17 protein-coding genes and 2 tRNA genes are annotated in these 13,873 nt (G+C 48.0%); 7 read left to right on the top strand and 12 right to left on the bottom strand.

What is annotated here, in order from left to right:
* Positions 1 to 28: 28 nt before the first annotated feature.
* The 4 genes from MOV14_RS06325 to MOV14_RS06310 all read right to left on the bottom strand — a co-directional run bounded on the left by MOV14_RS06325 (position 29) and on the right by MOV14_RS06310 (position 3,185).
* A complete protein-coding gene (locus tag MOV14_RS06325; RefSeq protein ID WP_318536489.1) occupies positions 29 to 526 on the bottom strand; it encodes a TFIIB-type zinc ribbon-containing protein in 498 nt (165 codons plus the stop codon).
* A gap of 357 nt (positions 527 to 883) precedes the next feature.
* Complete coding sequence (locus tag MOV14_RS06320; protein WP_318536488.1) at positions 884 to 1,459, bottom strand: tRNA (cytidine(56)-2'-O)-methyltransferase; 576 nt, start codon at positions 1,457 to 1,459, stop codon at positions 884 to 886.
* A complete protein-coding gene (gene hflX / locus MOV14_RS06315; protein ID WP_318536487.1) occupies positions 1,456 to 2,700 on the bottom strand; it encodes a GTPase HflX in 1,245 nt (414 codons plus the stop codon). Before hflX ends, MOV14_RS06320 begins: the two co-directional genes overlap by 4 nt.
* Before the next feature lie 2 nt (positions 2,701 to 2,702).
* Positions 2,703 to 3,185: a multiprotein bridging factor aMBF1 gene (locus MOV14_RS06310; RefSeq protein ID WP_318536486.1), complete on the bottom strand. Its 483-nt coding sequence runs from the start codon at positions 3,183 to 3,185 to the stop codon at positions 2,703 to 2,705.
* A 42-nt stretch (positions 3,186 to 3,227) separates the two neighbouring features.
* Here MOV14_RS06310 and MOV14_RS06305 point away from each other — a divergent pair, with 42 nt between their 5' ends.
* On the top strand, positions 3,228 to 4,352 hold the full coding sequence (locus MOV14_RS06305; RefSeq protein ID WP_318538142.1) for a Gfo/Idh/MocA family protein: 1,125 nt from the start codon (positions 3,228 to 3,230) through the stop codon (positions 4,350 to 4,352).
* On the opposite strand, the gene MOV14_RS06300 is transcribed toward MOV14_RS06305, so the two are convergent.
* Positions 4,306 to 5,307: a hypothetical protein gene (locus MOV14_RS06300; protein WP_318536485.1), complete on the bottom strand. Its 1,002-nt coding sequence runs from the start codon at positions 5,305 to 5,307 to the stop codon at positions 4,306 to 4,308. The two genes, MOV14_RS06305 and MOV14_RS06300, sit on opposite strands and share 47 nt — an antisense overlap.
* Positions 5,308 to 5,359: 52 nt before the next feature.
* On the opposite strand from MOV14_RS06300, the gene MOV14_RS06295 reads away from it, so the two are divergent.
* The 3 genes from MOV14_RS06295 (at position 5,360) to MOV14_RS06285 (ending at position 7,101) form a co-directional block, all read left to right on the top strand.
* Positions 5,360 to 5,842: a class I SAM-dependent methyltransferase gene (locus MOV14_RS06295; RefSeq protein ID WP_318536484.1), complete on the top strand. Its 483-nt coding sequence runs from the start codon at positions 5,360 to 5,362 to the stop codon at positions 5,840 to 5,842.
* A gap of 354 nt (positions 5,843 to 6,196) precedes the next feature.
* Positions 6,197 to 6,270: transfer RNA gene (locus MOV14_RS06290), tRNA-Pro, on the top strand.
* Between the two features lie 165 nt (positions 6,271 to 6,435).
* Positions 6,436 to 7,101 (top strand): helix-turn-helix domain-containing protein, encoded by a 666-nt coding sequence (locus MOV14_RS06285; protein ID WP_318536483.1) that lies wholly within the window; start codon positions 6,436 to 6,438, stop codon positions 7,099 to 7,101.
* A 29-nt stretch (positions 7,102 to 7,130) separates the two neighbouring features.
* On the opposite strand, the gene MOV14_RS06280 is transcribed toward MOV14_RS06285, so the two are convergent.
* The 3 genes from MOV14_RS06280 to MOV14_RS06270 all read right to left on the bottom strand — a co-directional run bounded on the left by MOV14_RS06280 (position 7,131) and on the right by MOV14_RS06270 (position 7,723).
* Positions 7,131 to 7,403 (bottom strand): elongation factor 1-beta, encoded by a 273-nt coding sequence (locus tag MOV14_RS06280; RefSeq protein WP_442786680.1) that lies wholly within the window; start codon positions 7,401 to 7,403, stop codon positions 7,131 to 7,133.
* A gap of 9 nt (positions 7,404 to 7,412) precedes the next feature.
* Positions 7,413 to 7,592 (bottom strand): zinc finger domain-containing protein, encoded by a 180-nt coding sequence (locus MOV14_RS06275; RefSeq protein WP_318536482.1) that lies wholly within the window; start codon positions 7,590 to 7,592, stop codon positions 7,413 to 7,415.
* Between the two features lie 57 nt (positions 7,593 to 7,649).
* A tRNA-Arg gene (locus MOV14_RS06270) sits at positions 7,650 to 7,723 on the bottom strand.
* A gap of 196 nt (positions 7,724 to 7,919) precedes the next feature.
* Here MOV14_RS06270 and MOV14_RS06265 point away from each other — a divergent pair.
* On the top strand, positions 7,920 to 8,384 hold the full coding sequence (locus MOV14_RS06265) for a PUA domain-containing protein (protein ID WP_318536481.1): 465 nt from the start codon (positions 7,920 to 7,922) through the stop codon (positions 8,382 to 8,384).
* Between the two features lie 12 nt (positions 8,385 to 8,396).
* Here the strand turns inward: MOV14_RS06265 and MOV14_RS06260 are convergent, their stop codons facing one another.
* The 4 genes from MOV14_RS06260 to MOV14_RS06245 form a co-directional block, all read right to left on the bottom strand.
* Positions 8,397 to 8,732, bottom strand: a complete 336-nt coding sequence (locus MOV14_RS06260; RefSeq protein WP_318536480.1) for a hypothetical protein — start codon at positions 8,730 to 8,732, stop codon at positions 8,397 to 8,399.
* 93 nt (positions 8,733 to 8,825) lie between these two features.
* Complete coding sequence (locus MOV14_RS06255; RefSeq protein ID WP_318536479.1) at positions 8,826 to 9,308, bottom strand: hypothetical protein; 483 nt, start codon at positions 9,306 to 9,308, stop codon at positions 8,826 to 8,828.
* Between the two features lie 11 nt (positions 9,309 to 9,319).
* On the bottom strand, positions 9,320 to 11,161 hold the full coding sequence (gene tes / locus MOV14_RS06250; protein WP_318536478.1) for a tetraether lipid synthase Tes: 1,842 nt from the start codon (positions 11,159 to 11,161) through the stop codon (positions 9,320 to 9,322).
* A gap of 71 nt (positions 11,162 to 11,232) precedes the next feature.
* Complete coding sequence (locus MOV14_RS06245) at positions 11,233 to 11,820, bottom strand: PRC-barrel domain-containing protein (protein ID WP_318536477.1); 588 nt, start codon at positions 11,818 to 11,820, stop codon at positions 11,233 to 11,235.
* 453 nt (positions 11,821 to 12,273) lie between these two features.
* Between MOV14_RS06245 and MOV14_RS06240 the strand changes: the two genes are divergently transcribed.
* Positions 12,274 to 13,362: a DUF1512 domain-containing protein gene (locus MOV14_RS06240; protein ID WP_318536476.1), complete on the top strand. Its 1,089-nt coding sequence runs from the start codon at positions 12,274 to 12,276 to the stop codon at positions 13,360 to 13,362.
* Positions 13,359 to 13,733: a hypothetical protein gene (locus MOV14_RS06235; protein WP_318536475.1), complete on the top strand. Its 375-nt coding sequence runs from the start codon at positions 13,359 to 13,361 to the stop codon at positions 13,731 to 13,733. Before MOV14_RS06240 ends, MOV14_RS06235 begins: the two co-directional genes overlap by 4 nt.
* Positions 13,734 to 13,873: the final 140 nt, after the last annotated feature.

The raw sequence follows: 13,873 nt of genomic DNA, 5'->3' as shown, positions 1-13,873 counted from the left end.
AGAAAGGGAGGAGCAGGTATCCACCAAATTAAGGAGTGAAGTCACTTAGTTTTTTGATAGCGTTTTCGAGCTTAAGAATAATTTTAGAGTTGTCAAAAGGCTCCAACACTTCCCCGCAAGCGTCGCATACATAGCCGTTGTTGTCGGCCTCGCTAGAAGAGAATCTCTTACCGCAGCGTGGGCATACAAAAAAATCATCACTTCTTTCGTAACTCAGGGCTTTTTCTAGAAGGGCCAGTGCTAGGCGTTTTCTGTCCTCTAGAATTCTAGCAACGGGTTCATCCGTTATCCGCCAGAAATACTTATACCATCCTATGACTTCGTCTCTAGCCCTACGATACTTTACCAGCCTTGATTCAAACAATTCATTAAGAATTCTCCTGACCTCAGCCGGGTCGAGATTAAGCTCCTTAGCTATATCCTCGTCTGAAATCTCAACCCTTTCAGATAAGAGACGCATAATTTTCTCCGCTTTCTCACCATGGATTTTCCTCGCGAGTAAAACAATCGTATCCTCATCGGGCATCAAACCACCCCTGCATTAAACTACTATTCTGTACTACTCCTCACCATATAAATTAGTACCCTTGTCCCGGCTTCTGCAGACCTCCTTTACTTTCGTATAAGGAAAACTGTTATGTTACTCTCACTCCTTCTAAGTTACACTGCATCAGCTTCGGTTTCACGCATTAGTAGTACTCTTTGTTTTTCCCACGTTTCTCCCGCGTGTCTGGCCCCTGCCTTCGCGAGTCCCTGAGAGTTAAAGAGAATGTTGAAATATGCGTCGAGTAACGCTTGTAGGGCTTGGATCCATAGCGACTTCAGTTTATCACTTTTAAGAAGTCGCTCCGCATATTATGTTAATTATGTTTTTAGAAAATCTCTAGAGAGAGTTTCTACAGCTATTTTTTAGCTTGACTACTCTCTTACCTTTTGGAGAAGGTATGATTTTAATTTTAGCCCCGGGAAAGTCTCTGATCAGCTCCTTACCGTCAAAAAGCCTATCAAGAAAAACGGCTAAAGCTGCAACCTCGCTGTGCGGTTGATTACCTATAGCTAGGTTAAAGTCGGCGAGGTCGTAGACCTCCCAAGGAACTTTTTCACCGCCGACGACTACCAGCAACTTATCTTTAGACTGCCTGAGTAAATCTATAGTATTTCCTTCGGCGATATTCAAGCCATACATTGTGAGGTGGACAACTTTTCCAGCACGTTTCCACTCCCTTATAAATCGCAAAGGGTCACTTACGATCTCAACTTTGAACTCACCGCCCCACGTTTCACAGACGCGTACAAGAGTCTCTATCACTGATTTCTCAACCCTTTCTTCTAAGAACAAGCCACGAGCCCCGAAAGCACGCGCAACAAGACCCACGTGGGTGGTCACGCGGTGATCGCGCACTGGCCGATGCCCAATTCTCAGCACGTAGACTTCGAGGTTCGAGTCTTGCGTGCTCACGATCCCTGACACCTTGCTTTAATCCTCTCAACAACGTTGGCTCTGCCCTCTATCACGATCTTTACCCCACCATCATGGGCCCCGCTAATTTCAATCACCCTGCATTTCGTCAGAGCTTCCTCAAGGACTTTAGTTTCCCCGGGTTTGACGAAGATAGTTTCGAGAACTTTTTCAGGTAGTTTAGACGCCACTAAACCTTTGAGCTCCTCTAAACCCATGCCCTGCTTCGCGGACACGGGAACTACTGGTAGACCGCTCGCCTTGAGCACGGACAGTTTTTTCTCGGCATCCGCAGGGCTTGTTGCATCGGTCTTGTTAGCTGCGACTACCACTTTCTTAAGCGGCACTCCGAGACCGGACAGAATCTCAATACTAGCGTTGAACTTTCGCTTTACCTCCTCTAAGCTTTCAGCGATATCTACCACTAGGACTACCACATCGGCAAAGAGCGTTTCGCCGAGCGTCGTGTAGAACGCATCGAGCAACTGCTCCGGCAGGCTGTCTATAAAGCCAATTGTGTCTGTCAGTATGACAGGGTAACCGCAGACTTTGATCCGCCTTGAAGTCGTAGACAGTGTGGCAAAGGGCCTGCCGTCAATGTATACATCCTCTCCCGTCAACCTCGCGAATAAAGTCGATTTTCCCGCACCAGTGTAACCGGCCAAAGAGACGCTGTAAAAACCCGCTTCCCCCCTTCTGACCCATCTCGCGCTCTTTTGAGTCCGTACTTTTTCGAGGAGCTTCTCGATTAATGCCGCGCGGCTAGAAACGTAAGTATAGTAGGCGTCTACAGCGTACTTACCACCTCCAAGAAAGCCATGAAGCTCACCGCGCTTAGAGAGGTTGATGTACTCCCTAGCAAAGCTAAGCTCTCTTTTTAGCCTCGCTAGCTCGATTTGAAGCTTCGCCTCCCTGCTACCCGCCCTCTTAGCGAATATCTCAAGTATTAGCTCGTAACGATCAATAACGTCTACTCCCAGCTCTTTCCTCAGGTTGTAGGCTTGGCTCGGCTTCAACATGTTAAAGAAAATCACTTTATCGACCTTCCCATTCCTCACCTTCTCATGCAACTCCGGTAGCTTGCCTCTACCAATGTTATATTTGGGGTCCTCTGGCCTCGTTTGAATAAGAGACCCGACAACCTCGTACCCTGCTGCGGCGGCGAGCTCTTCCATTTCACGGACACTAGAGGGATTAACCTTCTGGTCAAAGCGGAAGACTAAAACAGCCCTTTTAGTCATAACTACTCTTTGAACTCAGCTATATCCCCAAGGGTAACGTCGTAGCCGCCTATATCTCGGTCGGAGTAATAGGCGCCTTCACTAACTGAGTATCTTTCGATGAGTTTTACTTTCAACACTTTCTCCAGCTTTCGAGCAAGGTCTATGGTTGGTTCAAGCTGGCCCGCCTCGATTCTCCTTAGCGTAGACTCCTTCTCACCAACCATGACCGCCAATAGTTCACGTGTAAGCCCCATTTTCTCGCGTGCCTGCCTTATTATGTCGCCGTACCCATCTACAATCACCTCTTCAACGTCTTCCCGCGTGGTTCGCATTACTTGTTTCTGCCTTGAGACCTGCTTCGGTTGGGAAAGCCCTAGTCTGACGGTGCCTAATACGGTTTTCCCGTGGGCACAGCGTGGGCATACTATCATCTCTGCACCATCGAGAACTATCCGGTAGGCTATCTCTCTTATCTCGGCTCCACACAGCTCACACTTAACCATGCGAGAATATAATGGGCTGCACTTTTAAAACATTTGTCTGAGGTGGCTGAATTTCTTCCTCTCCACAAAAGTGGCATGCCGGGACAAAAGATAAAGGGAGAGGCATTCTTACGAGTGTTGAATCGAATGTCGCTCAACATAGCTGTAATCGGCGTAGGGAGGTGGGGTCGAAACCACGTTAGGGTACTCTCCTCTCTTCAAGGAGATGCTGTGAACAGGCTTATCGTCGTCGACGTTGATCCCTCTCGAGCTAAGGAAATAGCTAGCTTATACGGCGCAGACACATATTACGACAACGTGGAGGATCTGGTTTCCCGCGAGAAGGATCTGGACGCGGCGATCGTGACGGTGCCCACGGTGCATCATTACAGTGTAGTGAAATCGCTGATAGAGAGGTGCGATGTATTTGTGGAAAAACCCTTAGCTGAAACACCCGAGCAGGGCTACGACCTCTTAAAAGCCGCGTCTAGAAGTAACAGAATTCTCATGGTCGGGCACATCGAGAGGTTCAACCCCATAGTGAGAGTTGCAGAAAACGTGGTCAGAACTGGGGGGCTGAGGGTTCTGTCATTTACGTCTGAAAGGCTAGGTCCTGGCCCCGCTGGCAACTACACCCTCAACTTGGGGGTCGGCCACGACCTTCTAGTACATGACGTCGACATAGCTAACCTCTTTTTCGGAGATCTCCCGCAGAGAGTTTACGCGGTAGCCTTTCACACCCAGAACTTTCCCTACGAGGTAGAAGTTCAAGCGATGTTTGAATACCCGGGTGCAAGGACTGCGCAACTAACTGCGAGCTGGCGGACGGCTCCCAACTATAAGCGACGGAGCTTCTCCCTTAGGACCGAGAGCTCTGTTATAACAGTTAACTACATTCTGCGACGCATCATCATCGATAACGGCATAGAGGGATTCCAACTCGAAAACTTTAAGACCTCCCTCCACAAGGAAACTATCGGCATCGAGCTCTCCTATCAGCAAGAAGAGCCCCTCAAGCTCGAGCTCTTAGATTTTCTGGATTCTGTTAAAAGAAGGCGCAAGCCTAGAGTTTCCGTGCTAGAAGGGTACATTGCTCTAAAGTGTGTTGCAAAAGCGCTAGAGTCTGCAAAGAAGGGTTCCCCTATAGAGATCTCGTGGGAGGAGCTGAAGGACGTCGGCATGTCTTAAACCAAGCAGCGAGAAGCAGATCAAGGAACTTATTGTCAGAGAAAAGAGGGCTTTTAACTACTGCTAAGATCCTCAAGTTCTTGGGGTCGCAAACATTCCCAGTGTCTAGCAACGGAAGAAGGGCTAGAGGCAACTCGCCTCTTGATAAAGCTCCGCTAACTCCTACAATTCTCTTGTTTACTTTGTCCAATTGTAGTCGTAACCACGAGTCACCATGAAGAGATGTTTTAACAGAGGATGAGTCGGGCGGAAAGTTTCCAACCCTGACCTGAATGTTATCATCGTTCTCGATGAAGAGAAGGTCTCCCAGCTCAACAGCCAGTGTTTTAGCGGTTGCAAGCTCAGTATCCGACGCCAGACTCCATGCGAGCATTGCTGAGATACTGTGAACAGCTTCATCGAGGAAAGGCTCAACTGGCAAAGAGATGCTTCCTCTAGCTGTTTTGACGAAAACGCTTCCCTCCCTGCAGACGTCACTCAAGCGTGGATCTGGGGGGTTTTCAGTCAGCAAGCCAGCACTCAAGCTGACAGGTAACCGCGAGTACCCAGATGACTCTTTGGATATAAACGCCTTAATGCCGGCCATCCGCAGGTACAGAACCAGCTGCAGTGAGAGGGGGCATGGCGGAAAAACGGCTTCTCCTATCAGCATCCTACGAAGTTCTTCAATTGCACGAACAGACGTTATGGGGGATCCCTTTAAGGATGGTTCAACTGCATTGATTAACACATCGCGATCCCCCACCTTGGAAACGGGTTCGTGTTCAACCAAGAGAACCTGCGAAAGATACCGCTTGGAATAAATGACGCCCCCACTTCCCTTCAATATTTCCTTTAAGCTTCTCACACTGTAAACGTCAGAAAAAGGCTCTGTGAAAACTATCCTCGTTCTAGGCGAGAAACGACGCAGCCAGAACGCTATAGTGGCTCCGATAAGTGTAGACCCTTTAATCACTACGCGGCGCCACACTTTTAACTTCCTCTTTCACTGCTTAAAAAAGAGAACTGTGCTACCTTACGACAAAATAGCCAAAAGATACGAGGATCTTTATGGAGCGGAGCAGCTACGCAAGAATATGATCGCAGGAATGTTCCTGGACGGCGCCAAAAATTTGCTCGATATTGGGTGTGGAACTGGAATGCTTGGATCCCTACTCCGCGCTACGGAGTATTACATCTGCTTGGATCTATCTCGTGGCATGCTCAATGTATTCAAGAGAAAAAATCTCACAGTTATAGGTGATGCTGTGAGAGCCGATGCCGGCAATCTGCCCTTTAGAGACAGGTCATTCGACGGCGTAGCCTGTATTACCGTTTTACACGAGGCTATTAACGCTATGATGGAGATAGCTAGGGTCATCAAACCGGGCGGGAAGATCGCCGTGTCAATTAAGAAAGTTTTCGACAGTAAGGTAGATTTGACCGGGATGATAATAGAGAAGATAATCGAGAGCGGGGGAGACGATATCTTCTTGCTTAAAGCACAGTAACGTGTCTCGTTGATCCTCTAAATCTGCATACTTAACCCTTGCTTTCTCAGCGCAGACTAGCTCATGTGGTTATTCTCCCTACTACGGAGTCAAGCAAATACCTTCTCATCATCTCTTCAGTGTAACTCTGACCTATCATCCCTTGTTTGTTCCTTCTCTAAACTAATAAAAACATTGTCGTAGCAAAAACCCTCGCATACGCTTGCTGTACACGCCTCTCGCTTTTCAGCGTACCTACACCTAAAAACCATGTCCTCTACAGGCAAGAGAATTGCGATACACGTCAGACAAATTCGAGCCAGAGAGCGCGGGCAAACTTTTTAAGGTGGCGTTGATAGGTTCCTCCTAGACTTGGGGGCCGTAGTCTAGCTTGGAAGGATGCCAGCCTGGGGCGCTGGTGGTCCCGGGTTCAAATCCCGGCGGCCCCACTCTCGCCAAGGTGAATGCTACCACTAATGGTGTAGGATCCCTGTAGATTCATTTCATAGAAATAAACAAAGCGTAAACACTGTTTGGAAAAGCTACGGGTGTTCTAACTTTCGTGAAACAGAGTAGGGGTTATAAGCGCCCCCAGTGAGCAGTAATACGTTCGTATGACTGTTGATGTCGAGAAGGTACTTTCGGAGCTTACAGATACTGAGCGTAGGATAGTGGAGTACTTCCTCCGGCGCGGAGGATCAGCGAAGGATATAGCCTCGGCACTGGGTGTCTCGGAGAGAACGGTGTATAAAGCTCTCTACAAATACCGTAAGCTCGCGCGCGAGCACGGTCTCGACCCAAGCGCCTTCTACCTAAGAGGCGCTTTACAGCAACCTTCCGTGCAGACACGGGAAACGCAGGTCGCGGAGTCAGCAATGTCTCAAGATATTGTAGATAGGATCAAGAAAGAGCTCCTAGAAGAAATTACAGAAGCTTTAGAAAAAAGCGTTCGGGAAGCTGTGCTCAGTGCCTTTGAGGAGATTCTCGTGGCCTCCGAGACGCGTATAAAAGCTCCTCCAAGTGTTCAAAGACTTCCAGTATCCGAAAACGTTACCGACGGTCTCCTACTGAGAAGGCTGATCGACAGCCTTGAACGCTTAAACCAAAATTTTGAGAATTTTTCGAAGAGAATAGAGTTAATTCAGTACACATCAGCATTACGTAACAACATCAATAGGCCAGTTTTCCACGAAGATGAAGATCCTTCACCTAGTGGAGAGCTTCCTAGCTTCATAAAAGATAACCCGTGGATTGAAGTGCTGCAGAGGAAGTATAAGTAACAGGTTCTGAGTAAAAACTACAAGGTTGTTTAAGAAATGCGGCTCACGCTTAAAACGTCTACTTGGCTCACTCCGGGTACTCCTGATAAAATACTTTCTATCTCCTCCGTTCCGCCCTCAACGTCCTCTGGCATAAGTATGACCATGCGCAGAGCTTCTAGTCCAAAAGCTATAGGCTCAGACTGGTACTGAGCAATCTGGTACTTTTCAGGAAGTTTCTGAGAGATCCTTTGGTAAAGATCCTCTGGTTTGATTTCAGCATCTTCTGGAAGAATCCTAACTAAAATAGCCACCTTAGCCAATCCGATCACCTACGGACCGCGAAAACCGCACTTCGGGCAAACGTAGCTGTTTCCCTGCCTTCTGCACCTTTCACACCGCCATATAACAACTTCCCCGCACTGAGGACACCTAAAACTGGTTGCTTTCTCGAACGGAGGTATCGGCTTGCCGCACGACGTGCACTTAGGTAGAGCTAAGACGCGTGACATAAGCGACAGACATACACATCACCTGAGTTTTTAAATTTTTCTTCTAACCCGAAGAAGCGGGCCCGCCGGGACTTGAACCCGGGACCTACGGCTCCGCAGGCCGCCACGCTTCCTAGCTACGCCACGGGCCCTTCTTCAGGAAAATGTAACCTGATCATCTTAAGCTTTTTGCCGGAACAACTCATCGTTGTGGTGGGCGAGCAGTAGGAATTGTTCGGTCAATTCGCTTTTAGCCAATACCACCCCCGAGCGTGAAAAACACGGATCGCTAGAAAATCATAATAACTAGCGTGATGCAGAGGGGCGATGAGAGCGTGGGGGGCTTGGATGAGCCTTGCTACTGATTATGAATTGCGGGTCTTAGAGAGCATTTTGAGGTATCAGTTGGGCATTGAGATTAAGCTCGATGACATTAAGGCCAGGCTTACAGTAGTGAGGTCTCGGAAAACGGGTCGGATAAAGCAGGTTCTGATCGATGGAAAGCTTTTCGCCACTATAAGGGCGAGTGACGGGTTCATTATACTGAGTAAGGAGGGCTGGCGAACCGTGAGAGAGCTTGTACAGAGTGGATCTCTGCCGTGCGTTACGGTACCCGATGACGTCGCAACGTTTGTTGCCGATGGCAGGACCCTCTTCTCAAAACACGTTGTCGCATCGGATGGAGAGATTCTCCCAGGGGACGAAGTATGCGTCAAATCCGAGAGAGGAGAGGTTGTGGGGGCAGGTAGAGCAATGCTACCTGGCTGGGAGATGGGCAGAACTAAAAGAGGTAAAGCCGTAAAAACCAGGTAAATAACTTAAGGCTTATTTTTGGTTACTTTTGTAGAGAACAACGTACCTAAACTGTCTTCTGTTCTCTATTCTCGCGTTGAACTTCGTTCTAAGCATTCCCTCGATCTCTCTGTAGTAATACTGGTTTGTGAGCCATGCCGGTGGCCTAACCCTAGGTACTAATCCTCGAATAACATTGATGTCTGATGTTCTCTTCACATACGAGACGTATGCGTAGCGCAGAAGGGTGCGAAGCTTTATTGAAATCTGAGAAGATTTCGTCGAGGAGATAAGTTGTCTCACGACAATCTCCAAATGCTCAAGAAGTTTCTCCTTCTCCTCGCGTATGCGACTCTCCATAGGAACCACAGGTTGACTTTTAAACTTGATGTTTCTATGCGGGCAAACTATATATAGTTAACTCTACTAAAAGCTATTTAATCGACAAAAAACGAATTATTATTAATCCAACTTTATCCCGAGCTTTGCAGTTTCCTCTTCCAATGTCGGTAAGTCGATTCCCAAAACTTCTGCAATTAATCTAAGTCTTTCGCGAACAGGTTTCTTCACGTATTGGTTGTCTGAGTATTTTTCATCTAGACCACCATGAGTGGCTTGAAAAACCTTAAAAAATACGCTTGCCCTTCCGCTTAGTTTATCCCTAACTTGAACAACCTGCAGATAAGTGTTTCCAGGCGTAAGACTGTACTCAAGTGTTTTAACTCCATAATCCCCATGTACAAGATCGTTAATAGACACGCCTATTAATTGAGCAATCGTAGAGTCAAAGTCGATAAAGTCCTCCTCACCGAGCTCTCTGACGCGTTCTGGCGCAACCAAGAAGAACTTTTTCTCCGCGAACCCAAAAAGATGGGTTTTCACTTCAATGTGAAGAGGTTTAGGATCATGAGACTGAAGCTCAAGCTCGAATGCCTTGAGCATCATAGCCGAGAGCCTCAGTCTTCGATCACCGGTATACCGAACTTCTTTGAAGCCAGAACGTGCTGCTCATATGGTATCGCGTCGACGTCTATAATGCCCTGGTAGTGCCTCCTGTAAGGCTCTCCGGCGATAAGTTTCCTGATGTTCCTCTTGTAGCTCATCTCCCTTATCGATTTCCCGCTTATCTTCTCCCAGTCGCTTATGGAGTACGAGAAGGCCTTCTGCGCCCTGTCCCTGTATAGATCGGAAAGCACGTTAAAAGAGCAGAACGGGACTTGCCTCCCGTCAGGCATTATGTAGTGTATGTCACACCTCATAACTCTCGCCACGTCATGGTTGTAGAGATCCTGGAAGTGCATCATGCCCAGGAACAGCGTGTTGTAGTGGAACTCACCTAAGCTCTCGTAATCGTGCTTTACGAAGACCTCGTAGAGAATCCTAAGAAGCTTGTTACCTTTCCTGAGACGTTTAGGCGCCTTTTCGAGGTCGACGAACTTTCTCAGTTTCCACGTGAGTTCAAGCATAACAATGTACTTGTTTCTGCCCTTTTCTAGCTCGTCGGCCTTCTGATCAAGGAAAGCTAGGAACTCGTCTACATTCACAAACCTGGTTATCGGTATTATTTCGCCGTCATCCTGCCAAACGTAAGTAGCAGCGCCGCATGCGAAGTGCGTCGTGAAGGCGATCTGGGGTTTACCAGTTAGCGCTTCCACGAACCTCGAAATGGGAACAACGCTCGGTACAGGATACCAATCCTCGACTCTTATCTGGCCCTCCGTCTGCTCCTCTATCGCCTTGAGCACATCCGGGATCGTCACCCGCTCCTTATCCCGCTCTTTTCTGGGCATGCGCCCGACTATGGAGACTGGCTGGAAGTTTACGCCTCTAACGATGTCATTGTGTCTCAATCCGAATTGTATTATCTTCCCAACCTCACTCAGATTGTAGCTTCTTATAACCGTCGGGACAAGTACCGCACCGAGCCCTGCTTTCCTGAGGTTATCCAAGGCGTATGGAACCTCCCAGTGGTTTTTAGGGTTGGTTAAAGGCGAGACACCATCAAAGCTTAAGTACACGACGTTTGTACCAGCCTTCCGGACCTTCACCGCTAGATCGGGGTCAAACGCCAAGCGAATGCCGTTGGTGTTCAGTTGTATGTGCGTGAATCCCTCCTCTTTTGCCATTCTTATAATGTCTATCAGATCGTCGCGGAGCGTCGGCTCACCTCCTGTTAACTGTATTGCAGGAGGTTTTACAGGCTCGGCCAACCTTGCCTGCCGAAGCATGTACCTTATGTGCTCAAGCGTGGGCTCGTACACGTATCCTGCTCGAGACGCGTAGAAAAAGCAGTAGAAGCAGCTCAAGTCGCACCTGTTGGTTAGAACTATGTTGATCAAAGCCGCATTGGATTTGTGCCTCGGACACACCCCGCAGTTGTACGGGCATAGTGCCATAAGGGGGACGTGGGTAACAGTGTTCCCCCTTCCGTCTCTCTGAAAGCTCCTAAATCTTTCATATACCTTGGCATCCCCGAAGTAAAGTTCCTCGAACTCGCCGTGCTCAGGACAAACCTTCCTGATCCAAACCTTGCCGTCTCTCTTAAACACCGCCGCAGTTAAGAGAGAGTTGCACTCTGGACACGCGGACTGAGTGTACGTGATCAGCTCCTCTCCTTCCCGAAGCTGCGGCTTGAAGGAAAGGTACAGCTTATAGTCCACGCCCGGTTTAGGCATGAGGAGCGGGCGTAATTTCTCAGCGGTTTCTTTAATCTCGGAGTAGCTCGCGTTTAAAAGTAGCTTATAGTCGATGTGAGGTTCCTCCGATTTCTGGGAGAACTCTATCTTGAGATCGGCCATAGAGACACCTGTTCTGGCAGTTTAGATACCTTATCTCGCTGATTTTTATAAAGCTTGCGATTATGACGCCGTCATTCAATGTTTCTGTATTTAAACACTTCTTTCAGCCTCTCAACTGATATAACCGGGAGGCTGTTCTTTAGTATGTCTAGCGAGTAGAACAATTTCTTCTCATCATCTGGCGTGAGCTGAACCCCCTCTTGATGCACGAAGTAGCTGAGAGTGTCAAGAATAGTGTACGCTTCCAGCTTTAAGAGAAGCCTTTTTCGTTCGAGTCGCTTCCTCTCTTCCATATATTCTTCGTAGGAGATTTCCTTCATCACGAGGTGGCGTTCTCCTAAGACTAACAGGTCGTTTTTTATTTTCCTCAGCTCCTCTGCTATCTCCCAGAGTCTCTCCAGCAAGGCCAATGCCCCCTCGTACGAGTGATCCAGTAGAACTATTTTCTTTCCCGTAATTCTGAGCTTATCAGGCGTGGTTTCAAGAAACTCTCCGTTTACGCGTTTTATCACGACTTTCAATGGCTGCTTAGTTTTTTTGGCGATGTAGATTTTCCAGATGACACCTACCTTAGAGTTGTTGTGATCATAGACTTCTTTCTTCACTATTTTCTCGAGAAGTTTCCTATCATTTATCTCGCTTAAAACTACTCCGCGCATCCCCGATCTACGCCCTGTATAAGGTGGAGAGCACATAAAATAGAAAAAAACGCTATATGTTATAGCGAAAAAACCATACGGTTGTATTACAATTGTTTTCACCGCCGCCTAGCCGTATTGCGCCTGCAACTGTTCAGAGCCGCCTCTTTCACTCGAACAAGGAGTTCAGTGGCTTAGTTGTGGGTTGTCCTACTCTAGAGGCCACCCTTGATGGGCGCTTTCGGCTATCGGTTGAATCTCCATCATTTTGAGACAAGGCAATGAGGTAGCGCAGTGCCTGGAACGGAAGCTACACCTATCACTTCTCCTTATTGGTCAAGTGGTTTTATCCTTCGTTTCCTCGCAAACGCTGTAGTAAATGTTGCCTAGAGGGCTGAATATCGTTAGGGTTCGAGCAACCACATATATTTTTAAAGCGGAAGGGTACTCTCTCATCTAGCTTGGGTGTAACGGATGGACGGCGACACTTACAGCTTGATACTTTGGCTTATCATACTCGCTTTCTTCTCGTTCTTCACTCAAGAGATGCAAATTCTCAGAGCGATCAGCGAGGTAGAGAATTACCTCCTTGTATTCAGAAACGCTAGGGATAAGTCCCTGCGATTCCTGATGGGCCAGATCAAGCGGTACAGCGATGTACAAGATGAAAAGCTGCTTTCGAGCAAAGTGAGCGAGCTTGTAGAAACGTATATCATACTTCCGGTCGATATAGATCCATACGGCATCGTCAAGAAGATTAAGCACATTGTCCGGACAGGCGAGAAAGGGTTAGAGGAACGAATAGCTCGGATAGCTCCTAAAGCTTCACGCGTTGAAGTGCAAAACTTGTCTAACATAGTGGAGATTGCAAGGGCGCTAAACAGCATATACAAGCTCCTAAACCACTACTACCTTATTGCGAGGAAGTTTAGGAGTTTGTGGCTGCTTATGCAGCTCAGCGCTCAAATGCCTTTCGTAATGGAGGAGGTCAAGGCCATCGAGGGGGCCCTTGAGGCGTTTGAGCGAAGCGTACCTATAGGCGACTCTGCTGGACCGCTCGTGACAAGCTACCTTGTTAGGAAGTATGCGCGGGACCGTAAACCCGTTGAACCTGTTGAAGACACCCATGTTTACCACTTAGAGCTTGACGGTAGGAGAGTTTATGTAATAAAAGCGAGAGGACCCGGAGGCACTGTGGGTAGACTAGATGATGCACTGCAGTGGCTTCTGGAGCGGGAGAAAGTATCGCAAATCCTAACAGTCGACGCCGCCCTGAAGTACGAGGGCGAGGAATCTGGGATGCTTGCCTACGGCTATGGAGTTGCAATGGGGGGTATCGGGGCCGAACGTTTCGTTATCGAGGAACTGGCGACGAAGAATGGCATTCCTCTTTACGCTGTACTCATAAAAATGTCAGAGGCCGAGGCTCTCTCTGTAATGACCGAAGAGATATACAAAGGCGTTAGAGAGGCTGTGGGTATAATAGAGGACTTCATCAGAGCACAGCCTGTAGGCTCTACTTTAGTAATCATAGGCGTTGGAAACACGGTGGGAGTGCCATGAACTTAGACCCTGTTTCCCAGGCTAAAAGAAGATGGATTCCAGTTTACGTCCTACTCTTAATCGGGGGCTTTTTGATGCTCGCTGCATTGTTATACCTGTACTTCAGGACAGGGTACGACGCTTACCTCTCTGGATCCATCCTACTAGTGATGATTGAGGGGTACGTGGGCTGGTCTCTCTACAAACTCGTGTCCACAAAGCCGGAGAAAAGGATCTTGATAACGCTACTTCAGTGTGAGAAATGTGGATTTGAGACTGAGCGTTCGTACAAAAACGGTGACAAGCTATTTGAAAAAGCTGGAACGTGCCCCAAGTGCGGTGGAGATACACTAGTGATAACCGCAATTTTCCTGCGCAGTCACAAGTCCTAGGAATACACCTTGGGGATCTCTAGCCTGAGGTTAATTTTTGGGTATTCTTTAGATAAATATCTCGGGGAATGCGATCCTTAATGTCGGTTAATGGGGGCAACTTTTAAATAGTGTAGCCGCAGTGGTTGAGGGGTGCAATA

Source organism: Infirmifilum sp. NZ (assembly GCF_022693705.1).
GTDB lineage: Archaea > Thermoproteota > Thermoprotei > Thermofilales > Thermofilaceae > Thermofilum.
This window is presented reverse-complemented; position numbering and strand designations above follow the sequence as displayed.